Consider the following 25,068-nt stretch of genomic DNA (forward strand, 5'->3'; position numbering starts at 1 on the left):
TGATTTCCGGTCGCGACTCGCGTCGCTCCCACGGAAAGCCGGGGTGCGGGACTACCGCTGCGCGGACGGGCGCTTCAACAGGCTGAAGGCGAAACCCGCCACCAGCAAGGCGCCGGCCACCAGCAGGCCCCACAGCAGCCAGGCCTTCCAGTCGCGCGGCGTGGGCGGCGCCTGCAGCGCGGCATCGCCGGCCAGCTTCTGCGGCTGCGCCAGATAGGCGGGCGTGGGCTGCCAGTCGCGGCCACGGTCGGCGCGCAACGCGTCGACCAACTGCGGCATCGGCGCATGCGCGCGCTTCGCGGTGGCGCTGCCGGCCACCAGTGCGTATGGACCCTGCCCTTGCGCCAGGAACACCACGACCTCGGCCCGGTAACCCAACCGCAACGTCGGCGCCTTCGCCGGCAGTGGCCCCGACACGCTGAGCCGCCAGTGACGGTCGCGCACGGGTGCGCCGCCGACGTCCTGTTCCGGCGACACGCTCTGCCGTTCGCCGCCGACCCGGTACGCCACCCATGGCCCCGCACGGCGCCGCCACGGCGCATCGGCGGCATCGCGGCTTTCCAGCGTCCATTCGCCCACCGCATAGTCGTCCATGGCCAGGTCCGCGTGCGAAATGGGATAACGGCCATCGCTTTCGTAGACGAAATAGTCGCGTCCCTGTTCCGACACCTTGCGGCCCTGCGCCTGGATCCACGTCATCGCCTGTTGCATGTAGTCTGTGTCCAGGCGCACGCGCACCGCGCGCACGGGCAAGGCGGGCGAGGCGTCCAGGGGGACGAAGCGCAGGTAGCGCAGGCCGCTGGCGATGGGTACCTCGTTGCGCAGCAGGCGCTCGCCACCCTGCCGCAGTTCCAGCAGCGCGACGCGTTGGCTCACCGCCCGCCAGTGCTGCAGATCGTCGCTGCTTTCCACCCGATACGACGATTCGCGCGGCGTGCCCGGCTCCCAGTCGATCTCCAGCGCCTGCGCGTTGTCGCGGACGCTGCTAAGGTCCACGAGAAAGGCGCGCGCCGTCCCGTCGGCGGGCGGCGTCGCGCCCTGCTCGGCTTCCAGCCGCAGGATGCGGCCGTGGTCGCCGAACTGCGCCGACAGCCTCAGCGCCGGCGTATCGCCCTGCTCCTGCGGCGGCAGCGGGAACCATGGCACCGTCACGCGCCGAACCGGCAGCGCCAACGGCTGGTCCGGGCCGAAGACTTCGGCGGCCACGGGATTGCCCCGTGCATCGACGACGTCGATGTCGCGCAGGTCCGGCCAGGCGGTGGTCCGGTAGACATCGCGGTCCAGCGCCACGCGGTAGGCGCCGGCACCGTCGCTGGCCAGCAGCAGCGGCCACCGCTGCGCATACTGCTCGCCGACGCCGGCGAACGCGGCCAGCGGCAACAACATCAGCAGCCATGCAAGCTTCTTCATGCGACGGACTCCTCGCTGTCCTGTTGGCGCGGCGGCGCCGGCGCCAGATAACCCACCACGGTGCACAGCAGGCCGTAGGCGATGAACGAGCCGATGCCCAGCAGGTTGCCCAGGTGCTGGCGGTCCACCAGCACCAGCTTCGCCAGCACCACCGCCATCAGCACCGCGCCGGCCAGCCACAGCATGCGTTGGCCACGGCGCGAACCGATCACCCAGCCCAGTACGCCCAGCACGCTCCACACCACGGTCAGGCTGGTCTGCGCCAGGCTGGTGGAAAGCAGCCTGCCATCCCACGGCACACCGCCCCAGTGGTGCACGGCATGCAGTACCACGGACGTGACCCACACGAAGGCGACCGCGGCGAGCAGCACGATCAGCGATGGCCGCGGGATGCCGGGATGGCCTTGCGGCAGCAGCCAGCACAAGGCGAGCACCAGCACGCCCAACTGCGCCAGTTCCATCGGATTGAGCACCGGCAGCCACGGCAGCGGCGAGGCATCGCCCGCGCTGAACAGCGCGCCCAGCCACCACAGCGACAACACCGCGAACAGCACGCCCAGCAGCACGTTGCGCCAGCCATCGAAGCGTTCGCCCAGCGGCGCCGAGATCCAGCGCCAGCGGAACAGCGCCATCGCGACCGTCGCCAGCCACGGCAAGGCCATCAGCGCCAGTTGCCAGCCCTGGCCCATGCCGTCGATGCGGTCCGGCAGCCAGCCCAGCAGCAGGCTCGCCGCCAGCGGCCACACCAGCCACCACACGAACTGCGCGGCGCCGGCCAGGCGATGCTCGCTGTCGCGCAGGCACTGCAGGCTGCGGATGCCGAACACCGCATACGCCAGCCAGGACCATGCGCCCAGCAGGCCGGCGAACGGATGCTGGTGCGCCCCGGTCTGCCAGAGCGCCAGCGGGAAAGCCAGGGCCAGCGCAGCCAGCGTCGTCCACGCCAGCGCGGTGGCGGGGCGGCGACGATGCGCCTCCGCCGCCAGCCACCCCGTCAGGGCCACGAACATGAGGAGCGCATCGGCATCGGCGCGCCACGCCGGCGGCAGGAACTGGTCGAACTCGCGCAGCGCCGCCCCGCACCACCACGCCAGCCCCCACAGGTAGTAGGCCAGCGCGAACCCGGGCTTGCCGCCCGCACGGTACGCCCAGGCACTGGCAAAGCCCGCCAGGGCGATCAGCAGCGCGCCCATGAAGGTCGGGTTGGCCAGCGCCACTTCATCGAAGCGCCAGGCATCCACCACCAGCAGCAACGCCACCGCCGCCGCCAGTTGCAGGCCCGCGCCGCTGATCTGCGGCAACAGGCGCTGCTGGCGCAGGCCCAGCCACGCCAGCGCGGCGCCTTCCAGCGCGAATACCGACGCCGTGGCGCGCGCCGACAGCGCCAGCGGCACCGCCAGCGTGGCGAAACCGACCGCCAGCAACGCGTAGGCCTGCGCCAGCACGTCGAAGTTCTCGCGCCTGCGCAGCGACCAGGCCAGCGCGGCGTACAGCACACCCAGGCCCAGCGCGCAGAACGCCAGCGGCATCCGGCTCTCATCGAACGTGCTGCCCTGCATCAACGCGGCCTGCAGCGAAAACGCCACCAGCGGCATGCCGAACACCAGGCAGCCATCGATGAAGTCGCGGCGGCTGGCCGGCTGGCGACGCGCGAACAGCAACGGGATCAGCAGGTAGAAAACGAAGAACAACGCCAGGAACGGCTGTGTGCTGGCGTATTTCTCCGGCACGTAGTCGAACGCGCCCCAGGCCGTGCCGATGCCGAAGGTGAAGGCGAAGCCCAGCAGGTTGAGCACGCGCCAGGACTTGTGCCAGGCGATGCCGACGATGGCGGCGTTCAGCACCGCGTAGTAGGAGAACAGGGCGACGTGGTTGCCGCTGCCGGTGGACAGCCAGATCGGCGCCAGGAAGCCGGCCAGCAGCGCGAACACCGCCAGCGCCTTCGCGTCCTGCAGCACCGCCAGCATGCCGGCGCCGGCGACCAGCACGATGCTCAACGCGAACGCCGCGCCCGCCGGCATCAGCGCGAATATCTTGAACGCCGCGAACACCACCAGCATCAGCACGCCGATGGCGCCACCCTGCAGGCTCAGGGCGAAGGTACGATTGCTTTCGCGCTTGCGCCACGCGAACACCAGCGCGCCCAGCGCCGCCGCGGCGATACCCGCCAGCCGCAGTTCCGGCGGCACGGTCAGCCAGCCCTGGTCGGCCGCGTACTTCAGCAACGCGGCGACACCGGCGAACAGCACCAGCACGCCGATCTTCACCGGCACGTTGCCGACGGTGAACCAGCGCTTCACCGTGCGCAGCGCGAGGGTGGCGAAGTCCGATTCCGCGGGCGGACGAGGTTGCTGCGGCGGAGTGGGTTCGCGCCGTACGTTCTCGAACGTCGCGCGCGGTGGTTCCGGCAATGGCGGCACGGGCGGCGGCACCGCGCCCGTACTCGCGGGCGGGGGCGCCGCTTCGCGCGCGGCAGGCGGGGTTGCCTGCGCACGCGGCAGCTCGGCCAGCGTGGGATCGTCGGCTGGTTCCCGCACCGTGGATGCGGGTGCAGGCCGTGGCGGCGATGCGACGCCCTGCGCAGGCGCGGTGGCCGGGCGGGCGCTGCGCAACGCGGCGACCTGCGCTTCCAGTGCCGCGACGCGCCGCTTCAGCCCGCTCACCGACACCAGTGCCACGATCAGCAGCACCGGCACGGCCAGCACGACCAGGCCCAGCACGATCAACAAGCCGACTACGTCATCCATTCCCAGCCCTCATGTGGGTCCTTCATCTGATGCAAGGACGAGGAAGGCCCGGTCCCCAGGCCATCCGCGGCGATGTCCCGCAGCCTCCGGCAAGCGCCGGGCATTTGCAAGATTCCGATCCGCCGGTGGCGGCGGAGGGCGCCCCGGGTATCGCGACGTGATACCCGGAAAACGACGCGAGCGCCCCGGAGGGCGCTCGCTGGTATCGACGGCCCGGCGCCGCGCAAGGCGGCGCGCGGACGGGGCGGGCTTACTTGCCCGCCACCACGCGGACCATTTCCAGGCACTTGTTGGAATAGCCCCATTCGTTGTCGTACCACGCCACCAGCTTGACGAAGGTCGGGTCCAGCGCGATGCCGGCGTCGGCGTCGAAGATCGAGGTGCGCACGTCGCCGCGGAAATCGGTGGCCACCACCTTGTCCTCGGTGTAGCCCAGGATGCCCTTCAGCGCGCCTTCGCTCTGCGCCTTCATCTCGGCCTTGATCTCCTCGTACGTCGCCGGGTTTTCCAGTTCGGCGGTCAGGTCGACCACCGACACGTCGCTGGTCGGCACGCGGAACGACATGCCGGTGAGCTTCTTGTTGAGCGACGGGATCACCACGCCGACGGCCTTGGCCGCGCCGGTGCTGGACGGGATGATGTTCTCCAGGATGCCGCGGCCGCCGCGCCAGTCCTTGTTGCTGGGGCCGTCCACGGTCTTCTGCGTGGCGGTGGTCGCGTGCACGGTGGTCATCAGGCCGCGCTTGATGCCCCACTTGTCGTGCAGCACCTTGGCGAGGGGGGCCAGGCAGTTGGTGGTGCAGCTGGCGTTGCTGATGATCGCCTCGCCGTTGTAGGTCTTGTCGTTGACGCCGAACACGAACATCGGGGTGTCGTCCTTCGACGGCGCCGACAGGATGACCTTCTTCGCACCGGCATCCAGGTGCTTCTGCGCGGTGGCCTTGTCCAGGAACAGGCCGGTGGACTCGATGACGACTTCGGCGCCGACTTCGTCCCACTTGAGGTTGGCCGGGTCGCGCTCCTGGGTCAGGCGGATCTTGCTGCCGTTGACGGTCAGGGTGTTGCCTTCCACCTTCACGTCGCCCTTGAAGCGGCCGTGCACGGAGTCGTATTGCAGCATGTAGGCCAGGTAGTCCGGTTCCAGCAGATCGTTGATGGCGACGATCTCGATGTCGTTGCCGAAATTCTGCACGGCGGAACGCAGCACGTTGCGTCCGATGCGGCCGAAGCCGTTGATACCCACCTTGATCGACATTGCTCAGGACTCCTGCGGCCGCGCCCGGCGCGGCGGGGTTGACGGGGCCGCCATTCTAACAGGCCCCCATGCGCAGCATTGATCAGGATCAAGGCGCCGGCCGCAACGCGGGCGGAGACTGCCCGCGGTTCCCAACGAGCATGAAAACGATGAACAAGGCCCTGATCCCCCTCGCCCTGGCGCTTGCCCTGGGCGCCGCCCCCATCTCCGCGCTGGCCCAGTCCAAGGGCGACTGGACGCTGGGCATCGGCGTCCACCAGGTCAATCCCAAGTCCGACAACGGCGCGCTGGCCGGCGGCACCCTGCCGCTGGACATCGACAGCGACGTTAAGCCGACCATCACCTTCGAATACTTCCTGCGCGACAACCTGGGCCTGGAAGTGCTGGCCGCGCTGCCGTTCGAGCACGACATCGCGGTCAAGGGCGTGGGCACGGTGGGCAGCACCAAGCACCTGCCGCCGACGGTGTCGCTGCAATACTACTTCAACGGCCAGGGCAAGGTGTCGCCGTTCGTGGGCGCGGGCATCAACTACACCACCTTCTTCAGCGAGCACACGCGGGGGGCGCTGGAAGGCACCCGCCTGAAGCTGGACGATTCGTGGGGCCTGGCCGCGCATGCCGGCATCGACTTCAAGGTCGGCGAACGCGGCGCGGTGCGCGTGGATGCGCGCTGGATCGACATCGACACCGACGTGCACGTGGACGGCGCCAAGCTGGGCACGGCCAACATCGACCCGTGGGTGTACGGCGTGGCTTATGTGCTGAAGTTCTAGGGCGAATCGGCATTCGGCCTTATGCAGCGGAAGAAGTAGTAAGGGGTGAAGGGTGAAGTCGGCGGCTTCGCCGCCTGCAAGAACCTGTTCACGGTCTCGAAGAAGGAGTTCGTCATTCCGGCGAAAGCCGGAACCCAGTGTCTTTGCTCTTCGGAATGCTCGTGTCGACTCCATGAAAGTCGCTGGGTTCCGGCTTGACCAGCCATTCGGCTGTTGAAAGCCGCCGGAACGACGGGTCTTCTTTTTCGAATACCGGCCGCGCTCCTCGAAATCGTGAACAGGCCCTTACCCTTTTTACAGACGGCGAAGCCGCCGGCTTGCCCGTGCGCACAGCGCACGACTTCCCGCTTTCCGCCGGGCGTCGCCTCGAAACGGTTCGGCGATGCCTGTCGGGGTCGAAGGTCGATCCAGCCCAGGCGCACGACCGGGGATCCGGGCATGTCGGTTAAAGTGGCCGGCATGAACCGGATCCTCTTTTTTCTTCTCGCCGCCGCCCTGCTTTTGCCCACTCCCGCACACGCATGGGGGGCGCTGGGCCACCGCCTGGTCGCGTCGCTGGCCTGGGACGACCTGACGCCGGAGACACGACGCCAGATCGACGACCTCCTGGCCGGCGAAGCCGTGCCCACGCTGGCCGGCATCGCCAATTGGGCCGACGAGCTGCGCGACAACGATCCCGACCTGGGTCGCAAGACCTCGCGCTGGCACTACGTCAACATCGGCGAACACGACTGCGTGTACGACCTGCCGCGCGACTGTCCCGGCGGCAACTGCGTGGTGGAAGCGATCCGCGCACAGGCCGCGATCCTCGCCGACCCCGGCAAGCCACGCGGGGAGCGAGTGCGGGCCTTGAAATTCGTCGTCCACTTCGTCGGCGACGTGCACCAGCCGCTGCACGCCGGCTACGCCCGCGACAAGGGCGGCAACGAGGTGCAGGTGAACTGGAACGGCACCGGCACGAACCTGCACAGCCTGTGGGACAGCCGCATGCTGGCCTCGACGAAGCGCGACGAGGCCAGCTACCTTGCCTACCTGCGCACATTGCCGCGCCCGGACGCGGACAGGATCGCGCTGCCGCCACCGTCCGCACGATGGGCGGAGCAGTCGTGCCGCGTGGTGCGGCAGCCCGGCTTCTACCCGCCGCGCGCGCGGCTGGACCAGGCCTACGTGGACCGCTACCTGCCCGTTGCGGAACGGCAGTTGCGCGCAGGCGGCGCGGCACTGGCCGGCGTATTGAATGCCGCGCTGGGCAGTACGCATTGACCGGCGCACTTTCCTCCATGGCAACGAGGTGGCACATGGCAATCCCGTACCGACTGCCCGTCCTGTTCGCGCTGGCGTTGTCCTGCCAGGCGACCGCGGCGACCGAGCATGCGCATGCCGAGCATCGCGAGGTCGCCATTCCTGTGCCTGCGCCCCGGGTCGATATCGCCGTGGAGCCCGCCCTGCTGTCCGGCCTGCCGCGCCACGACGTGAACCTCCAGGTGCACGGCACGTCGCTGCAATGCTCCGGCGTGGCGCTGGCCGAGGTACTGCGCCGTGCCGGCGCCATGCCGGCGGAACCGCTGCGCGGGGCGCACCTCGCACGCCGCGTGGAAGCCCAGGCGCGCGACGGTTACCGGGTGACGTTCTCGCTGGGCGAGCTCGACCCCACGCTGGGCAACCAGCCCGTGTTCCTGGTCGATCGCTGCAACGGCCAGCCGCTGGACGAGCACGACGGGCCATTTCGCCTCGTCCTGCCGCAGGACGGCCGCCCCGCGCGCAGCATCCGCCAGTTGCAGTCGTTGACCGTGCTGTAACCACGACCCGCCCTTCCACCGACAGGAGCACGCACACATGAGCGCCTTGGGCTTCCTCCGTATTCCGCTGTCGATCATGGCGATGCTGCTCTTCGCCATCCCCGCGTCGCGCGCCGCCGATGAACCGGCGCCGCTGACCGTGTTCGCCGCCGCCAGCCTGAAGGAGTCGCTGGACGAAGCCGCCGTGGCCTACCAGCAGCAGACCGGCGTGCCGGTGCGCGTCTCCTACGCCGCCAGTTCGGCGCTGGCGCGGCAGATCGAACAGGGTGCGCCCGCCGACGTATTCTTTTCGGCCGATCTGGAATGGATGGACTACCTGCAGCAACGCGACAAGCTGGAGGCCTCCACCCGGCGCGACCTGCTCGGCAACCAGTTGGTGCTGATCGCGCCGAAGGCCAGCCGCGCGCAGGTCGATCTGAAACGGCCGGCCACGTTCCTGGCCGCGCTCGGCGGTGGGCGCCTGGCGGTGGGGCAGACCAACAGCGTGCCGGCCGGCAAGTACGCACGCGCCGCACTGGAGTCGCTGACGCTGTGGAACGGCGTGAAAGCCCGGCTGGCCGAATCCGAAAGCGTGCGCGCCGCGCTGATGCTGGTGGCGCGCGGCGAGACGCCGCTGGGCATCGTCTATGCCTCCGACGCCAAGGCCGAGCCCGCGGTGCGCGTGCTGGCGACCTTCCCCGAGGACTCGCATCCGCCCATCGTCTACCCGGTCGCCGTCCTGCACGGCACGCAGTCCGCGCAGGCCACGCGCTTCGTGCAGTGGCTGGCATCGCCGCCGGCGCGGGCGATCTTCCAGCGCCGCGGCTTCGCCGTGAAGGAATGAGCGGCGGACGATGCCGGACTGGTTCACGCCGGAGGAAATCACCGCGATCCGCCTGAGCCTGAAGGTGGCCTCGACGGCGGCGCTCGCCAGCCTGCCGTTCGGCGTCGCGCTGGGCTGGCTGCTGGCGCGCAAACGCTTCCCGGGCAAGGCGCTGCTGGATGCGCTGGTGCACCTGCCGCTGGTATTGCCGCCGGTGGTGATGGGCTACGCCTTGCTGGTGACGCTGGGCACGCAGGGCGCCGTGGGCGGCTTCCTGAAGGAACACTTCGGCATCGTGTTCGCGTTCCGCTGGACCGGCGCGGCGCTGGCCTGCGCGGTGATGGGTTTCCCGCTGATGGTGCGCGCGATCCGGCTGTCGCTGGAAGCCACCGACCGGCGGCTGGAACAGGCCGCCTCCACGCTGGGCGCAGGACCGTGGCGTGTGTTCTTCACCATTACCCTGCCACTGGCCTGGCCCGGGCTGGTGGCCGGCAGCGTGCTGGCCTTCGCGAAGGCGCTGGGCGAGTTCGGCGCCACCATCACCTTCGTGTCCAACATCCCCGGCGAGACGCAGACGCTGTCGTCGGCCATCTACGGGCTGATGCAGGTGCCCGGCGGCGAAGCCGGCATCTGGCGGCTGGCGGCGGTGGCGGTGGCGATCTCGCTGGCGGCGCTGCTGCTCTCCGAGTGGCTGGTGCGGCGGCATCACACGCGGCATGGGGAGGACGCTTGAACATGCGGCGCGGCAGCCAGAAAGGATTCTGTAGGAGGGGCTTCAGCCCGCGCCACGATAGTGTTGCTGCTGTCATGAATGATGAACGCGCCGCAGCGCGCCCGGTTTGGCGAACCACCGAGGCTTTGGCTTGCTTCGTCAGGAAATCGGTCGGGGCTGAAGCCCCTCCTACAAAGACGATCCCCGCCGGGAGCCGCCGATGCTGAAACTCGACATCGAACTGCGCCGGGGCGGTTTCCATCGCCATGTGCGCATCGAGGACGAAGCGCGCGTGGTCGCGCTGGTCGGTCCCTCCGGCGCCGGCAAGACCACCGTGCTCAACGCCATCGCGGGGCTGGTCAAGCCCATCGCCGGCCGCATCGACGTGGACGGCCGCTGCCTGTTCGACAGCACGGGGGGGATCGACGTGCCGGTGCACAAGCGCCGCGTGGGCTATGTGTTCCAGGACGCGCGGCTGTTCCCACACCTGGACGTGCGGCGCAACCTGCTCTACGGCCGTCATGGCGCACGCGGCGAAGCGCGGTTCGGTTTCGATGCGGTGGTGGAACTGCTGGGCATCGCGCCGCTGCTGGCGCGCCGCACGCGCAACCTGTCCGGCGGCGAAGCGCAGCGCGTGGCGATCGGCCGCGCCCTGCTCTCGCAACCGGCCATGCTGCTGTTCGACGAGCCGCTGTCCGCGCTGGACCAGGCCCGCCGCGAGGAACTGATCCCCTACCTGCAGCGCGTGCGCGACGAGATCCGCCTGCCCATCGTCTACGTCAGCCACCACCCGGACGAGGTGCGCCGGGTGGCGGATTCGGTGCATGCGCTGGATTGACGGTCACTGCTTCGCCGATGCCACGCGGCGCTGTCCGTCGCGCACTTCGAACGTGAAAGCATAGGCCAGCGATACCGGCACCACGCGCGCCTCGACCCGCTCGCCGGCGCAGCCGTTGCCATTCCAGTCGCGGTCGCGCGTCGCGGCGTCCGGATAGTCGCAGAACATCGCGGGCTTGAAACGCCAGCCCACCACCGCGGACAGCACCGCATCGCGCAGCGGTGCGAACGACTCCGGCGCGGCGCAACCCGCCTGGGCGAGCGGCGACACGTCGGCGGGCAGGCCTTCGGCATCGACCACGAAGGAGACACAGAGCGTGGTGGCGGGAAGTTCCCGTGGCGCATAGCCGGCGGGAAACGCCGGCGTCGGATTGTTCAGCGGCACCGGATAGACGAATGCCTGGTGCGCGGCCATCCCGTAGCGCGATGTGCCTTCCGGCAGGATCAGGCGCTTGTCCACCGCGCTGATGCGCGTGGCGCAGCCTGCCAGCAATACGATGAGGATCAGGAAACCGCTTCGATACGTCACCGGGAAGCCGCCGTCCGGTTGCCGCAGGAAAGCACGCCCGCATCCGCGTCCTTCATTTCCACCGCATCGCACTCCACGCCTGTGAGGCCCGGGACAGCGCGGGTATCCAGTGTCGACCAGGCATGGCGCTGACCGGATGGAACCGTACTGGCGTCGCCGTTGGAATCATCCGAGGGCGGGTCGGGCTCGAAGGCGATCGGAACCCGTACCCATCCCTCGACCGGCTTCCCTCCCTGGATCCGGGGTTCGAAGGTCCAGCGCCTGGCCGCCGTCAGCGACGCTTCGTCGAAGATGCCCGCCGGGCTCGACTTCTCCACCACCGCGTCCTTGACCCGGCCGTCCGTGCCCACCAGCAGCTTCAGCAGGACACGTCCGCCCTGCTTGCCGGCCACGGCCGCCGCGGGGTATCGAGGGGGCGCCTGCGACGGCGAGCGGGCCAGGTCGTCGGGCAGGACGGGACCGGCTTGCCGGCTGACCGTCATCGTCAGCGTGAACATGGCGCCGCCATCCGGCGGCGCGACCTGGACCGTCGCTTCCCTGTCCAGCGCGCTGGTCAGTTCCGGCGTCGCCACCGGCCTGCCGTCCACCGTGATGTCGCCCCTGATCCTGACCTGGTCCGCACCGAGGGAATCGATCGCGAACTCGCCGCGCCATGCCCGGCCACGGCCATCCGTGGACGCGATGCCGAACGTGCGGCCCGGCCACTCGCGCACCTCGAAGTCGTTGCGCTCGCCGTCCACGTCCATCGCCATCGCCACGCGGTAGTGGAAGTCGTGCCGCTGCGCCGGTGCCTGCGCGGGCTGGGCCGCCCACGCGGCATAGGCGGTCGCCGCCATCGACACGCCGACGAGGACGGCGGTGGCGATCCAGTGCTTTACGGAGGGCGTCGGTCTCTTCAGCATGGCGATCCTTTCCTTCAGGGGATGTCGGGCCGGCCAGTGGCAGCCGACGGGCAGCGGCAGGTCGTCCAGTTGCGTCTTCAGCATCGCTTCGCCATAGGTGCGGCGGGCATGGGGATGGCGCGCGATGACCCATTCGTCGCAGGCCAGTTCCTGGTCCAGGCGGTAACGGCGCAGCGCGTAGTGGACCAGCGGGTTGAACCAGTGCAGGCAGCGCAGCGACACCGCCAGCAGGTTGGCGGGAAGGTCGCCGCGGGCGATGTGCGTGCGCTCGTGGCGCAGGACCAAGGCACGCTCTTCCGCGCTGTAGCGCCGGTCGAAGTCGGCCGGCACGACGACGCGCGGGCGCAGTACGCCGATCACCGCGGGCAGCCCATGGCCGTTCTGCGCGGCGAACAATCCGTCGCCGCGATCGGCCAGCACGCCCAGCCCGCGCTTGAAGCGGCGTTGCTGCCACCAGAACCGCGCGGCCGCGACCAGCACGCCGGCAAGCCAGGCCGCCAGCAGCAACGCACCCAGGCTTCCGTCCGATGGAGAGATCGCGGCGCCGGCCTGGACCGGCGCAAGCGATACGCCCGGCATCGCGATGACCCACTGCATCTCGCCCTGGCGCGCCGGCAACAGCACGGCCACCACCGCCACCGGTACGCACAGCCACAGGGCATACGCGGCGCTGGCGCCCAGCCAGTGGCGCACCGGGCGTCGCAGCATCAACACCAGCAGCAGCGCCGCCGAGGCGGCGAGCGTCGTTTCGACCAGTGCCGCGAGGATGTCATGGCTCATCGTCGAGCTCCGCGATCAGCCGCTTGAGTTCGGCGATGTCGTCGGCCGACAGCTTGCCGTGTTCGCTGAAGTGCGCCACCAGCGGCGCCACCCGTCCGCCGAACAGCCGTTCGACCAGGCCCGAGCTCTGCTGGCCCACCCACGCCTCGCGGCTCAGCACGGGCGAGTACAGGTAACGGCGGCCTTCCTTCTCCGCCCGGATCGCACCCTTGTTGAGCAGGCGGTTGAGCAGCGTCTTGACCGTGGGCTCGGCCCATTCGGCCTTCCCCGCCAGAGCGGCCACCACGTCTTCGGCGCTGGAGGGATGGCACCGCCACAGCACCTCCATCACCACGGCTTCGGCTTCGCTGATCGACATATGTTTACACCTGTAATTTTTATTGATTACGCACGTAAATAGAACCGATGTCAAGCGCTGCCCGCTGCCGTTCGTCGGCCGCTAATGCGTCTTCCCCTAAGCTGTCGCGATGACTCTCCACCCGACCCGCCTCGACGACGCCGTCGACCTGATCCTCTCCCGCATCGATGGCCCGCTGCGCATGGGCGCCCCGCTGGGCATCGGCAAGCCGCACCGGCTGTTGAACGCGCTGTACGAACGCATCGCCCGTGAGCCGGCGCGCCCGTGGTCGCTGTACACCGCGCTGTCGCTGGATCCGCCGGGCGGCGGCAAGGGACTGGAAGCGCGCTTCGTGGAGCCGTTCGCCGCCCGCCACTTCGGCGAGGACTTCCCGCGCCTGGCCTACGTGCAGGCGATGAAGCGCGACGCGCTGCCGGCCAACATCGAGGTGGAGGAGTTCTACATGCAGTCCGGCGGGCTGCTGCGTTCGAGCACGGCGCAGCGCGGCTACGCCAGCCTCAACTACACCCACGTGGCGCGGGCGCTGGCCGACCGCGCGCTCAACGTGATCGTGCAGAAAGTGGCGCGCGAACCCGGCGGCACGCGGCTGTCGCTGTCCTGCAACAACGACCTGACCCAGGACACGGTGGACGCCATCGTGGCGCGCGGGCTGCCACGGCCGCTGCTGGTCGCCGAAGTGGACCCGCTGCTGCCGTGGATCGGCGGCACTGCGGCCGTGGAAGAGGATTACTTCGACCTGGTGGTCGCGCCGCCGGGGCCCTACCCCGCGCTGTTCGGCCTGCCGCGCCAGCCGCTGTCCGACGCCGAATACGCCATCGGCCTGTACGCCAGCGCACTGGTGCGCGACGGCGGCACGCTGCAGATCGGCATCGGCGCGCTGGCCGACGCGCTGTGCCATGCGCTGGTGCTGCGGCATGCCGACAACGCGACGTACCGGCGCGTGCTGGCGGCGCTGGACCCGGAACTGGAACGCCACCCCGCGGTGATCGCCAGCGGCGGACTGGACCCCTTCGCCACCGGCCTGTACGGCTGCAGCGAGATGATCAACGAAGGCTTCAAGCGGCTGGTCGAAACCGGCGTGATCCGCCGCAAGGTGGTGGACGACGAACTGCTGATGCGGCGCATCGCCGACGGCACCGCCAACCTGGGCGACCAGGCCCGCCTGGAACGCGATGGCGAATACCTGCACGGCGCGTTCTATCTCGGTTCCCCCGCGTTCTACCAATGGTTGCGCGAGCTGCCGGACGATCAGCGCCGCGCCATCGGCATGCGCCGCATCAGCGAAATCAACCAGCTGTACGGCGACCACGAACCGCTGGAGCGCCTGCAACGCCGCGAGGCGCGCTTCTTCAACTCCTGCATGATGGCCACCGCGCTGGGCGCGGCGGTATCGGACGGACTGGAGGATGGGCGCGTGGTCTCCGGCGTGGGCGGGCAGTACAACTTCGTGGCGATGTCGCACGCGCTGGACGACGCGCGCAGCGTGCTGATGTTCCGCGCGGTGCGCGAGGACGGCGGGAAGACGGCATCCAACGTGCGCTGGAACTACGGCCACACCACCATCCCGCGCCACCTGCGGGATGTCTACGTCGACGAATACGGCATCGCCGACCTGCGCGGCCGCAACGACGAGGACTGCATCGTCGCGATGGCCGGCATCGCCGACGCGCGCTTCCAGTCCGGCCTGGTCGAACAGGCGCAACGCGCGGGCAAGCTGCGCGCCGGCTTCCACCCGCCCGGCCACTGGACCGACAACACGCCCGTGCACCTGTCCGCGCGGCTGCGCGCGTTCCGCCGCGACGGCACCCTGCCCGACTACCCGCTGGGCAGCGACTTCACCGAGGTGGAACAGCGCATCGTCAAGGCATTGGGCTGGCTGAAGGCGAACACCACCACGCCATGGGCAAAGGTAAGCACGGTGCTGCGCGCGCTTCCCACCTCCACGGACGATGCGGAGGCGATGGCGCGGATGGGCCTGGAATCGCCCGCCGGCATCGGCGAACGCATCGAGGCGAAGCTGCTGGCGCTTGGTTTGCGCGCGACGCGGTAGGCCAAAAGCGTCGGGGCTGAAGCCCCTCCTACAAAAGCCCCCACTGTAGGAGGGGCTTCAGCCCCGACCGCCATCTGTCCACTAGCCGATCAGAGCCAGATGGAATTCCAGTAGGGGTAATACCTGATGCTGGTCACCAATCCTGCGCGGACAGGGTTGGTGACGATATAGCGGGCCGCAGTCAGCACGTCGTCATCGCAGCGCATTGCGCGATCATGGAAGCCTGCCGCCCATATCTGCCCGCTTGGCCGGGCGACGCGGCCAACCGCACGAGCGGAGCGACCCTTGGCCAAACCAATAACCTTCGACAGAGAAGTCGCATCCGACAACTGCACCAAGCCATGCCAATGGTCGGGCATAAGAATCCAACACAGCAATTGCGCATGCGGTAACCAGGTATCGTCACGATCCATCACCGCAGACATCCTGCTGGCCAGTTCCCACTTGGCGAAATACGGGATGCGCCGATGTGTCGTGGTCGTCACCAGGTAGATGCGCCCAGATTCGGACCCACGCCCTTTACGCAATGCGCGGTGACCGGGCTTTGGAAGCGAAGAAGCCATGACGCACTTTCGCGCGCCATGGCTTCGGTTCGTATCGGCGTTCCGCTTTCTACAACCTCGGAGAATTCCGATCTTGTCTCAACATCCGGTCGGGGCTGAAGCCCCTCCTACAGCGGCTCCGATCAGTTCAGCGACTTCGCCGCCTCGACCACCTTCTCGACGGTGATGCCGAAGTGCTTGTACAGCGCTTCGGCCGGGGCGGAGGCGCCGAAGCCGTGCATGCCGATCACCGCGCCGTCCAGACCCACGTACTTCAGCCAGAAGTCGGTGATGGCGGCTTCCACGGCCACGCGCTTGCGCACGGCGTTGGGCAGCACGGACTCGCGGTAGGCGGCGTCCTGGCGGTCGAACACGTCGGTGGACGGCATCGACACCACGCGCGTCTTGATGCCATCGGCGTCCAGCGTGGCCTTGGCCTGCGTGGCCAGGCCGACTTCCGAGCCCGTCGCGATCAGGATCACGTCCGGCGTGCCGTCCGCGTCGGCCAGCACGTAGCCGCCGCGCGCGATGTCGGCCACCTGCGCGTCGCTGCGCGGCTGGTGCGGCAGGTTCTGCCGCGAGAACACCAGGCAGCTCGGCCCGTCCTTGCGCACGATGGCCTGCTTCCACGCCACCGCCGATTCGACCGCGTCGCAGGGACGCCACACGTCGTTGTTGGGAATGTAGCGCAGCGAGGCCAGGTGCTCGATGGGCTGGTGGGTGGGACCGTCCTCGCCCAGGCCGATGGAGTCGTGGGTGTAGACATGGATGCTGTGCGCGGGAATCAATGCGCTCATGCGCACCGCATTGCGCGCGTAGTCGCTGAACACCAGGAAGGTGGCGTCGAAGGGCACGAAGCCGCCATGCAGCGCCAGGCCGTTGGCGATCGCGGTCATGCCGAATTCGCGCACGCCGTAGTAGACGTAGTTGGCGTTGGGGTCGTCGCTGGCGACCGACTTGCTGGCCTTCCACAGCGTGAGGTTGGAGTGCGCCAGGTCGGCCGAACCGCCGATCAGTTCCGGCAGCAGCGGCGCGAAGGTTTCGATCGCCATCTGCGAGGCCTTGCGCGAGGCGATCACCGGGCCTTCGGCCTGCAACCTGGCGATGTAGGCATCGGCGGCGGCGATGAAATCTTCCGGCAGTTCGCCGTGCGAGCGGCGGCTCAGTTCGGCGGCCTGGTCGGGATACTGCGCGGCGTACTGGTCGAACAACCGGTTCCACTGCTCCTCGCGGACCAGGCCGGTGTTGCCGGCGCGCCAGCCGGCATAGATCTCTTCCGGAATCTCGAACGGACCGTACGGCCATTCCAGCGCCGCGCGGGTGGCTTCCAGTTCGTCCTTGCCCAGCGGCGCGCCGTGGCTGGATTCCTTGCCGGCCTTGTTGGGCGCGCCGAAGCCGATCGTCGTGCGGCAGCAGATCAGCGTGGGCTTGTCGTCGGACTTCAGCGCGGTCTCGATGGCGGTCTTGATCTCGACCGGGTCGTGGCCGTTGACGTTGCGCACCACCTGCCAGCCGTAGGCTTCGAAGCGCGCGGGCGTGTCGTCGGTGAACCAGCCGTCGGTGTTGCCGTCGATGGAGATCTTGTTGTCGTCCCAGAAGGCCACCAGCTTGCCCAGGCCCCAAGTGCCGGCCAGCGAGGCGGCTTCGTGCGACACGCCTTCCATCAGGCAGCCGTCGCCCATGAACACCCAGGTGCGGTGGTCGACGATGGCGTATTCGGGACGGTTGAAGCGCTGCGCCAGCAGCTTCTCGGCCAGCGCGAAGCCCACGGCGTTGGCGAAGCCCTGGCCCAGCGGGCCGGTGGTGGTCTCCACGCCCGGGGTTTCGTGGCGCTCCGGGTGGCCTGCGGTCTTGCTGTGCAACTGGCGGAAGTGCTTCAGCTCTTCCAGCGGAAGGTCGTAGCCGCTCAGGTGCAGCAGCGCGTACTGCAGCATCGAGCCGTGGCCGTTGGACAGGACGAAGCGGTCGCGGTTGAACCAGTGCGGGTTCTTCGGGCTGTGGCTCAGGTAGTCGTTCCACAGCACTTCGGCGATGTCGGCCATGCCCATGGGCATGCCCGGGTGGCCGGACTTGGCGGCTTCCACCGCGTCGGCGGCGAGGAAACGGATGGCGTTGGCGAGCTGGCGGCGGCCAGGCTTGTCAGGGGCAGGCGTCGTCATGGTATCGGCAGGCAATGGGGGCGGCGCCCGGCGGACCGCGGGCCCGCGTATTGTCCCACCCCCCGCCGCCGCTGTCGCGGTTGCGGGCGTTCAGCGGCGGTGCTAGCCCGCGTCCCCGGCCTGGCCCGGCAGACGGACATCGCCCTTTTCGCCCCGCGCCACCAGCGTGGCCAGGGTCAGGTCGCCGGTGACGTTGAGGGTGGTGCGGCACATGTCCAGGAAGTGGTTGACGCCCAGGATCAGGCCGATGCCGACCGGATTGACGCCCACCATGGCGCAGATCAGCGCCACCACCGGCAGCGAGCCGGACGGCACGCCGGCGGTGCCGATGCCGCCCAGGATGCAGACCAGCATGACCATGAACTGCTGGCCCAGGGTGAGGTCCACGCCGAAGAACTGCGCCAGGAAGATCACCGTCACCCCCTCGAACAGCGCGGTGCCGTTCTGGTTGGCGGTGGCGCCCACGGTCAGCACGAAGCGCGAGACCTGCTTGGGCAGGCCCAGCTTCTCGTCGGCCACCCGCAGCGCGGTGGGCAGGGTGGCGTTGCTGGAAGCGGTGGAGAACGCCATCACCATGGCCTCCTGGCTGCCGCGGAAGAACTGCAGCGGCGAGGCGCCGGCCAGCTTCAGCGCCACGGAATAGCTGACGAACAGGTGCAGGCCCAGCGCCAGCACCACCACGCCGACGTAGGCGCCCAGCCGGATCAGCAGGTCGAAGCCGAAGATCGCGGCCAGGTTGAACATGAAGCAGGCCACCGCGTACGGCGCCAGGCGGATCACCAGCCCGATCAGCGTCATCGAGATCTCGAACACGCCCTCGATGCCGCGCTTGAGCGTCGCGGTCGCTTCCGACGGGGTCAGCACCATGCCCACGCCGAACATCACCGCGAAGAACATCAGCGCCAGGATCGAGCCGTTGTCGGAAGCCGCGCTGAGCACGTTGTCCGGCACGATCGACAGCAGCATGTCCAGCCCCTTGGGCTGGGTGTCCACGCTGGCGACGATCTGCCGGGCGCGCTCGGCGTTCTCGACCAGCAATTGCTGCGCCAGCGCCGGGTCCACGCCGGCGCCCGGCTTCAGCACGTTGACCAGCACCAGGCCCAGCAGCACCGCCACCGCCGACAGCAGCACGGTGTAGGCCAGCGTCTTCCAGCCGATCCGGCCCAGCGCGCGGATGTCGCCCATCTCGGCGATGCCCACCACCAGCGCGGAGAACAACAGCGGCACGATCAGCATGAAGATCAGGTTGAGGAAGACCTTGCTGAACGGCGTGGTGACGTAGCGGGTCAGGTCCTGCACCCAGCCCGCCTCGGCATTGCCGGTGGCGTGCACGACCAACCCGACCAACAGGCCGATGCCGAAACCGATGGCCATCTTCCAGTGCAGCGGAAGCTTGGATTTGCCGGCGGTCTTGGCTTCGGTCATGGGATAGTCCTGCGGAAGTGAAGACCGCAGCTTAGCAAACCCGTCCGCCGACCCATTGTGCGGCGGCATCCAGGCAGACTTCCGCCGCATGCCGTGTGGGAGCGACGCGAGTCGCGACGATGAGTTTCCGGTCGCGACTCACGTCGCTCCCACGACGGGTAGTGTGACTAGTTCGGATACAGCGGCGGCAGCGGTTCTTCTGGCGGGGCGCGCTCGGGTTGCCATACGGGCCCGCCACGGAAGGCCTCGCGCAAGGTCTGCCGTGCCAGCGCGATATCGCCGCCGGCCCAGCGCGCGCGCCGGAGTTCCTCCACCGCACCGCGCTGGGGGGCCGAAGCCAACCGCGCGAGCAGTTCGTCCAGGTCCCGCGCGGGCGGGCGCGCCATGCCGCACAGCGTGTCTTCGATATCCTCCAGTCCGCCCGCATCCAGCGCACGCTTCAGGTCGGCGGCCGAATGCGTGGCCCGCGACGGAACGGATGTCGATGGCGCCCCCGGCGGTGGAGCGCGTGGCTTCGCACGGACGCCTGACCCGCGCGCCAACAAACCCCACACCAGCGTGGCCAGCCACAACACGGCAAAGCCCGCCGCCACCCACGGCCACAGGTGCGCGGGCAGGTTGCGGTCCTCGCTGTCGAATGCGATGACATCGCCGCCCGTGCCGGTCGCCGCGCCCACGTTGGCCGGGTTCGCCAGCGGCGGTGCGGAGACACCGGCCCCTGTACCCGCCGCCACCGCCAGCGTCAGGTCGGGCAATGAAGCGGTCTTCGCCGCCCCGGCACGCACGTCCCACCAGTCCATCGCCAGTCCCGGCACCACCAGCCGCCCCGCCTGTTCCGGCACGACGGCGTAGCGCCGTGTCAGCTTCACCTGCGGCGTGCCGCCGGCGAAGGTCTCGTTGTACTGCGGCGGTTCGGCGAACACCTGCGCGCCGGGGATCGACGGCGTGGGCAGTTCCGGCAACTGCGCCTGGGTGGCGCCCACCGCGGTGGCCTCGACGGTGAAGGTGGCCGCTTCGCCCGCGCGCAACTGCTGGGGCGCGCCGGCGTAGCGCAGGCGCAGGTCGCGCAGCGGCAGCCACGGTTGCGGCGCGTTGGCCGGCTGCGGGCGCACCTGCAGCGTGCGCGGCGAACCGTTGATGCGCACTTCGCGGCTGTTGCCGCCCAGCAGGTCGTCCATCCAGCCGCCCGCACCGCGGCCCTCGAAACGCGGGCCGGGCAGCGTCAGTGCGCCGCTGCGTTCGGGCACCAGCAGGAAGCGGCGCTCGGCGGTGCTGTAGCGACGGCCGTCGATCTCGCGGCTGGACTGCACGATCTCGCCCACGCGCTGGAGCAGCGCGTCCTCGGGCGGATCCAGGTCGAGCTGGCCGGACACCAGCGGCATGGCGTAGTACAGCCGCACGGTGACGCCGACGGACTGCTGCACGTATGGGCTGGCGTCGTCGATCTCCATTTCGACGAAGGCCAGGCCATTGGCCGCGGCATCCGCCGTGGCCGTGGCGGCGACGTCCACCGTCAACGGCGACGTGCGCTGCGCCCCCACCTGCAACGCCGGAATCGCCAGCGTGCCGGCGCGGCGCGGCCGCAGCGCGATGGCGAAGGTGGTGCTGGAGGTCATCCGTCCATTGACCAGGCGCACGCTGCGGCTGTCGGACTGGCCTTCCAGTTCGAAGTCGCGCAGCAGCGGCGTCAGGTCCGGCGTGGCGGATACCGCATCGGTCTCGATGTTCAACGTGATGGCCTGGCCCAGCGCCACCTCAGGCTGTTCCAGCCAGGCGCGCGCGGCGGCACTCGCCGTGTCGGCGAACGCCAGCAGCGTGAGCAGCCACAGTGCGATGACACGCTTCATTGTCCTTCCCTCTGCCGGCGTTCGTGCTCCAGCCGGAATTTCGCCTTCAACAACGATCCGGGTTCATCCGGCACGCGACGCAGCCAGGCGTCGACGGCCTGCCGGCGCTCGCGCTGCTCGGGCGTTTCCGCCGCCACCGCCTGCTGCCCGGGCTGGTCCGCCTTGCCTTCGCCGGCCTGCTGCGCGATCGCCTGCTGCATGCGCTCGCGTTGCGCGGCATCGGCGGCGGCCTGCGCCGCCGCGTCGGGCGGCGACTGCGGTGCGGGGGATGTGCCGGATGGCGAAGACGGCGGCGGACGTTGTGCCGTGGCGTCTTCTTCATTCTTGCCGGACGCATCCTGCGACGATGGATCCTGTGGCGGATGCGATCGGTCGTCCGGCTTGTCCTGCGACTTGTTCTGCGACTCGCCTTGCCGTCCCTGGTCGCCCTGGCCTTTCGATTCGTTGCCCTGTCCCTGCCCCCCGTCCGATGGCGGACGCTTGCGGACGGCGTCCACGGCCGCGCGATTGGCGACCGCGTCCTCCATGCCGGGTTGGCGTTGCAGCGCGGAGTCGTAGGCGCGGATGGCGTCGTCGTACCGGCCCTGCTTCGCCAGCGCATTGCCCAGGTTGTACCAGCCCTCGGCGGTGTCGATGCCGGCGAACGCCTGTTCGGCCGCGGCGAAATCGCCGCCGCGGTAGGCCTGCGCACCCTGTTCGAGTCGCGCGTGTTGCTGTTGGTCGGCGCGTTGCCACCAGTCCTGGCCGGCCGCGTGGGCGGGCGATGCCATCGGCAGCAGCAGGCAGCCCGCCACCAGCAGGATGCCGCCGCGACGGAAAGCCAGCAGCGACAGCAGCATCAAGGGCAGCAACAGCCAATAGCCTTCGTCGCGCCATGCTTTTCCGGAACCCATGCCCGCTTCGGCCTGCGCAGCCTGTTCCGGCAACAGCACGCCGAGACTGGACAGATCCGCGTCGCCGGCCGTGAGCGCCTGGTAGCGGCCACCGCCCGCCGATGCCAGGCGTTGCAGCGATCCGCTGTCGAGTGCCGCGCGCCCGATCGTGCCGTCGCTGCCGCGATACGCCGCGCCGGCGGCGCTTCCCACGCCCAGCGCGGACACGGTATAGCCTTGCGACTTCGCCGCCGCCGCGGCATCGCGCGCCTCGCTGTCGGCGCGGTCGCTGATCAGCAGGATCTCGCCCTGCCTGGCATCGGCCTGTTTCAGCAACCGCGTCGCCCAAGCGATGCCGCGCGCGGGGCGTTGGCCGTCCACCGGCATGATGTCCGGCGACAGATCGTCCAGGTACAGGCGGATGTTGGCGGCATCCTCGGTGAGCGGGGTCACGGTGAAGGCGTCGTCCGCATAGACCACCAGCGCCACCTGTCCGCCGCTGCGCGCATCGAGCAGTCGCGCCAGCTTGGCGCGCACCTGCAACAGCCGCGACGGCGGGATGTCCGACGCGGTGATGCGGCTGGACAGATCCAGCACCACGACCAGCGACGCGCGCGACTGCCAGAGCGGCTGCTCGCCCATGCGCCAGCTGGGGCCCGCCAGCGCCAGCACCGCGAGCACGTAGGCCAGGATCGCGACGATCAGGCCGCCGCGCGCGGCGGTGGCACCAGGAGCCAGCAGGTGCGGCAGCAAGTGCGCATCGACCCGGCCGCGCCAGGCGCTGGCGCGCCGCCTGCGGATCCGCCAGAAAACGACCAGCAACGGCAGCGCCAGCAACGCCCACAGCCAATGCGGGCGCAGGAAATGCAGTGTGTCCAGCCAGCCGCTCACGCGCGCCTCCGCGGCCAGGCCAGCGCCAACAGGGCGACGAACAGCGCGCCCGCCAGCGGCCAGTAGTAACGCTCGATCCGCGGGCGCACCGCTTCGCCCGGCTGCCGCACGGGTTCCAGGCGGTCCAGTTCGGCATAGATGCCCGCCAGTTCGCGCGTATCGCGCGCACGGAAGAATCGCCCGCCGGTCTGCATGGCCACGTCGCGCAGGGTGGCTTCATCGATGCCCTCGGGCGCGCTCGAGGGAAGCGGGAGCGGAATGCCGAACACGCTCACCATGCGGCCATCGCTGCCGAAGGCGATGGTGTGGATGCGCACGTGCTCTTCCTTCGCCAGTTCCGCCGCCTTCTGCGGCGTCAGCACGCCGGCGGAATTGACGCCGTCGGTCAGCAGGATGAGCACGCGCTGGCCTTCCTCCTGCGTGCGCAGGCGGCGTACCGCCAGCGCGATGGCATCGCCGATGGCGGTTTCGCGGCCGGCCAGTCCCGCCACCGCATCGCGCAACTGCTCGCGCACCGTCTGCAGGTCGCGCGTCAGCGGCGTCATCGCGTAGGCGCGCTGGCCGAACACGAGCAGGCCCACGCGGTCGCCCTCGCGGCGGTCCAGGAAATCCGCCAGCACCGCCTTGGCCGCCGTCAGCCGGTCCACCACCGCGCCGCCCAGTTCCATGTCGGCTTCGGTCATGCTGCCGGACAGGTCCACCGCCAGCATCAGGTCGCGCCCGCTGCCGGGCGGCACGACCGCTTCGCCGAACTGCTGCGGACGCGCGACGGCGGCGCACAGCAGGAACCACGCCAGCCAGGCCAGTGCCGCCGTGCGGCGCGGCGCGGCGCGTCCGCCCAGCCGGGCGATGCTTTCCAACTGTTGCCGGTAAGGCACCTTCAACGCATCGCCCTGGCCGCGCCGCGCCGGCAACAGCCAGCGCACCAGCCACGGCAGCGGGAACGCCAGCCACAGCCAGGGCCATGCGAAACCGGCATAGCCGTCGTACAGGAACTGCAACGTGGGCAACGACAGGCTCATCGCCGCCCCGCCATCAGTTCGAGAAATCGCGCGCGCGCCACCTCGGCCGCCGCCTGCAGTTCGCCAGCATCCACGTCGCGGCGGTAGCCACCCTCCAGCAGCAGGCGGCCCGGACCCTGCGAGAACGCCGTGCCCTTGTTCCCGTCGAGGAACCGCAGCCACGCCTCGCCCTGCAATCGATCCGCCTGCGGTTCGACCCGCCGCGCCGCACGCCGCAGCAGTTCCGACATCGCCGCGACCTGCTGCGCCGATCCCGGTCCGGCCTGCGCGGCATCGAACCAGCGCTGCCAGGTCCGCAGCCTTCGTTTGCGGCGCCACGCCCATGCCGCCCACACGGCGCATGCCAACAGGACCACGCCCGCCACCAGCCACCAACCCGGCGCCGGCGGCCACAGCGGCGGCGCGGCGGGGACATGCACATCGCGCAACACGAGCGTGGCCAGCGCCATCACGCCACCTGCGGCTGGGCACGGCCCAGCAGCGGCAACCAGGCGTCGCTGGCCGCATCGCTGGACAGCGACCAGACCCGCACGCCGCGACGCGGCAGGCGATCGAGCGCATCGTCCAGCGGCTGGCGGAACTCATCGCGCCAAGCCTGTCGCTGGGCGGGGCTGGCCAGGTCCAGGTCCAGCCGCCGCGCGCCGAGCGCGAACGGCAGCGTGTCCGCCGGGGGATCGGTTTCCAGCGGATCGGTCAGCAGCAGCACGACCACCTCGTGGTGCGCCGCCAGCGCCGGCCAGCGCACATCCGGTACGTCGGCGATGCTGCGAGGGTCCGCCAGCACCAGCAGGCGCGAGCCCGGGCGCAGCAGGCGCGCGGCGTTGTCCAGCGCGGAGGCCAGGCCCGTGTCGTCCAGCGGCGGCGCGGTGTACCAGCGCACCAGCGCATCCAGCACGCGCAAGGCCCCCCTGGGACCGGAAGCCGGCGGCACCGGCGCTTCCGCCACGCTGCCGCGCAAGGCCGCGATGCGGTCGCCATCGCGCAGCGAGGACCATGCGGCGATGGCGCCGGCGCGCGCCGCCTGCACCGACTTGAAGCGCACGCGGGTGCCGAAGTACAGCGCCGGCGCGGTATCGGCGACGATCAAGGTCAGCCGCTCGCGTTCGGCCTGGAACAGTTTGGTGTGCGTGCGCCCGCTGCGCGCGGTCAACCGCCAGTCGATGTGGCGCACGTCGTCGCCGGCGACGTATTCGCGCGACTCGGCGTATTCCATGCCGCGCCCGCGCAACTGCGATTGCGCCGGCCCGGCCACGTGATGGCGCCCCTGCCGCGCGGGTCCGCGGCGCTGCGCGCTGCCGCGCAACGCGACCAGTTCGGCCAACGTGGGGACGATGCCTTCGCTCACCCGTCCGTCAC

At 69.8% G+C, this 25,068-nt stretch carries 22 protein-coding genes; 7 read left to right on the forward strand and 15 right to left on the reverse strand.

What is annotated here, in order from left to right:
• Nucleotides 1-51 precede the first annotated feature (51 nt).
• The 3 genes from AAD027_RS16795 to gap form a co-directional block, all read right to left on the reverse strand.
• Nucleotides 52-1,410, reverse strand: coding sequence for a DUF3999 domain-containing protein (locus AAD027_RS16795; RefSeq protein WP_341727184.1), 1,359 nt, complete (start codon nucleotides 1,408-1,410; stop codon nucleotides 52-54).
• Nucleotides 1,407-4,157, reverse strand: a complete 2,751-nt coding sequence (locus AAD027_RS16800) for a DUF2339 domain-containing protein (protein WP_341727185.1) — start codon at nucleotides 4,155-4,157, stop codon at nucleotides 1,407-1,409. Before AAD027_RS16800 ends, AAD027_RS16795 begins: the two co-directional genes overlap by 4 nt.
• Nucleotides 4,158-4,407: 250 nt before the next feature.
• Entirely contained in the window at nucleotides 4,408-5,412 is a 1,005-nt protein-coding gene (gap, locus tag AAD027_RS16805; RefSeq protein ID WP_341727186.1) for a type I glyceraldehyde-3-phosphate dehydrogenase, read from the reverse strand.
• Between the two features lie 149 nt (nucleotides 5,413-5,561).
• Here gap and AAD027_RS16810 point away from each other — a divergent pair, with 149 nt between their 5' ends.
• Nucleotides 5,562-6,185 carry an OmpW/AlkL family protein gene (locus tag AAD027_RS16810; protein WP_341727187.1) on the forward strand — a complete coding sequence of 208 codons (624 nt, stop codon included), beginning with the start codon at nucleotides 5,562-5,564 and terminating at the stop codon, nucleotides 6,183-6,185.
• On the opposite strand, the gene AAD027_RS16815 is transcribed toward AAD027_RS16810, so the two are convergent.
• Entirely contained in the window at nucleotides 6,182-6,625 is a 444-nt protein-coding gene (locus AAD027_RS16815) for a hypothetical protein (RefSeq protein ID WP_341727188.1), read from the reverse strand. The genes AAD027_RS16810 and AAD027_RS16815 overlap by 4 nt on opposite strands.
• On the opposite strand from AAD027_RS16815, the gene AAD027_RS16820 reads away from it, so the two are divergent.
• From AAD027_RS16820 to modC, 5 genes are all read left to right on the forward strand, one after another.
• The gene (locus AAD027_RS16820) at nucleotides 6,624-7,448 is read left to right on the forward strand and encodes a S1/P1 nuclease (protein WP_341727189.1); all 825 of its coding nucleotides are present in this window, start codon (nucleotides 6,624-6,626) and stop codon (nucleotides 7,446-7,448) included. The genes AAD027_RS16815 and AAD027_RS16820 overlap by 2 nt on opposite strands.
• Before the next feature lie 35 nt (nucleotides 7,449-7,483).
• Nucleotides 7,484-7,984, forward strand: a complete 501-nt coding sequence (locus tag AAD027_RS16825) for a hypothetical protein (RefSeq protein WP_341727190.1) — start codon at nucleotides 7,484-7,486, stop codon at nucleotides 7,982-7,984.
• Nucleotides 7,985-8,021: 37 nt separating this feature from the next.
• The gene (gene modA, locus AAD027_RS16830; RefSeq protein ID WP_341727191.1) at nucleotides 8,022-8,807 is read left to right on the forward strand and encodes a molybdate ABC transporter substrate-binding protein; all 786 of its coding nucleotides are present in this window, start codon (nucleotides 8,022-8,024) and stop codon (nucleotides 8,805-8,807) included.
• Nucleotides 8,808-8,817: 10 nt separating this feature from the next.
• Nucleotides 8,818-9,519 (forward strand): molybdate ABC transporter permease subunit, encoded by a 702-nt coding sequence (modB, locus tag AAD027_RS16835; RefSeq protein WP_341727192.1) that lies wholly within the window; start codon nucleotides 8,818-8,820, stop codon nucleotides 9,517-9,519.
• Between the two features lie 199 nt (nucleotides 9,520-9,718).
• A complete protein-coding gene (gene modC, locus AAD027_RS16840; RefSeq protein ID WP_341727193.1) occupies nucleotides 9,719-10,336 on the forward strand; it encodes a molybdenum ABC transporter ATP-binding protein in 618 nt (205 codons plus the stop codon).
• 3 nt (nucleotides 10,337-10,339) lie between these two features.
• Here the strand turns inward: modC and AAD027_RS16845 are convergent, their stop codons facing one another.
• The 3 genes from AAD027_RS16845 to AAD027_RS16855 are packed head-to-tail and all read right to left on the reverse strand — an operon-like array spanning nucleotide 10,340 to nucleotide 12,904.
• Nucleotides 10,340-10,864: an energy transducer TonB gene (locus AAD027_RS16845; RefSeq protein WP_341727194.1), complete on the reverse strand. Its 525-nt coding sequence runs from the start codon at nucleotides 10,862-10,864 to the stop codon at nucleotides 10,340-10,342.
• The gene (locus tag AAD027_RS16850; RefSeq protein ID WP_341727195.1) at nucleotides 10,861-12,546 is read right to left on the reverse strand and encodes a TonB family protein; all 1,686 of its coding nucleotides are present in this window, start codon (nucleotides 12,544-12,546) and stop codon (nucleotides 10,861-10,863) included. Before AAD027_RS16850 ends, AAD027_RS16845 begins: the two co-directional genes overlap by 4 nt.
• Entirely contained in the window at nucleotides 12,536-12,904 is a 369-nt protein-coding gene (locus AAD027_RS16855; protein ID WP_341727196.1) for a BlaI/MecI/CopY family transcriptional regulator, read from the reverse strand. The genes AAD027_RS16850 and AAD027_RS16855 overlap by 11 nt, the downstream gene beginning before the upstream one ends.
• A 109-nt stretch (nucleotides 12,905-13,013) precedes the next feature.
• On the opposite strand from AAD027_RS16855, the gene AAD027_RS16860 reads away from it, so the two are divergent.
• Nucleotides 13,014-14,954: an acetyl-CoA hydrolase/transferase C-terminal domain-containing protein gene (locus tag AAD027_RS16860; RefSeq protein WP_341727197.1), complete on the forward strand. Its 1,941-nt coding sequence runs from the start codon at nucleotides 13,014-13,016 to the stop codon at nucleotides 14,952-14,954.
• Between the two features lie 89 nt (nucleotides 14,955-15,043).
• Here AAD027_RS16860 and AAD027_RS16865 read toward each other — a convergent pair whose 3' ends face one another.
• The 8 genes from AAD027_RS16865 to AAD027_RS16900 form a co-directional block, all read right to left on the reverse strand.
• On the reverse strand, nucleotides 15,044-15,517 hold the full coding sequence (locus AAD027_RS16865) for an REP-associated tyrosine transposase (protein ID WP_341727198.1): 474 nt from the start codon (nucleotides 15,515-15,517) through the stop codon (nucleotides 15,044-15,046).
• A gap of 122 nt (nucleotides 15,518-15,639) precedes the next feature.
• Entirely contained in the window at nucleotides 15,640-17,655 is a 2,016-nt protein-coding gene (gene tkt / locus AAD027_RS16870; protein ID WP_341727199.1) for a transketolase, read from the reverse strand.
• A gap of 102 nt (nucleotides 17,656-17,757) precedes the next feature.
• The gene (locus AAD027_RS16875) at nucleotides 17,758-19,080 is read right to left on the reverse strand and encodes a dicarboxylate/amino acid:cation symporter (RefSeq protein WP_341727200.1); all 1,323 of its coding nucleotides are present in this window, start codon (nucleotides 19,078-19,080) and stop codon (nucleotides 17,758-17,760) included.
• Nucleotides 19,081-19,247: 167 nt separating this feature from the next.
• A complete protein-coding gene (locus tag AAD027_RS16880) occupies nucleotides 19,248-20,927 on the reverse strand; it encodes a BatD family protein (RefSeq protein ID WP_341727201.1) in 1,680 nt (559 codons plus the stop codon).
• The gene (locus AAD027_RS16885) at nucleotides 20,924-22,708 is read right to left on the reverse strand and encodes a VWA domain-containing protein (protein WP_341727271.1); all 1,785 of its coding nucleotides are present in this window, start codon (nucleotides 22,706-22,708) and stop codon (nucleotides 20,924-20,926) included. Before AAD027_RS16885 ends, AAD027_RS16880 begins: the two co-directional genes overlap by 4 nt.
• Nucleotides 22,687-23,712, reverse strand: a complete 1,026-nt coding sequence (locus tag AAD027_RS16890) for a vWA domain-containing protein (protein ID WP_341727202.1) — start codon at nucleotides 23,710-23,712, stop codon at nucleotides 22,687-22,689. The genes AAD027_RS16885 and AAD027_RS16890 overlap by 22 nt, the downstream gene beginning before the upstream one ends.
• Nucleotides 23,709-24,161 (reverse strand): DUF4381 domain-containing protein, encoded by a 453-nt coding sequence (locus AAD027_RS16895; RefSeq protein WP_341727203.1) that lies wholly within the window; start codon nucleotides 24,159-24,161, stop codon nucleotides 23,709-23,711. The genes AAD027_RS16890 and AAD027_RS16895 overlap by 4 nt, the downstream gene beginning before the upstream one ends.
• The gene (locus AAD027_RS16900) at nucleotides 24,161-25,057 is read right to left on the reverse strand and encodes a DUF58 domain-containing protein (protein WP_341727204.1); all 897 of its coding nucleotides are present in this window, start codon (nucleotides 25,055-25,057) and stop codon (nucleotides 24,161-24,163) included. Before AAD027_RS16900 ends, AAD027_RS16895 begins: the two co-directional genes overlap by 1 nt.
• Between the last annotated feature and the right edge of the window lie 11 nt (nucleotides 25,058-25,068).

The sequence above is a fragment of the Pseudoxanthomonas putridarboris genome, assembly GCF_038321125.1.
GTDB lineage: Bacteria > Pseudomonadota > Gammaproteobacteria > Xanthomonadales > Xanthomonadaceae > Pseudoxanthomonas_A > Pseudoxanthomonas_A putridarboris.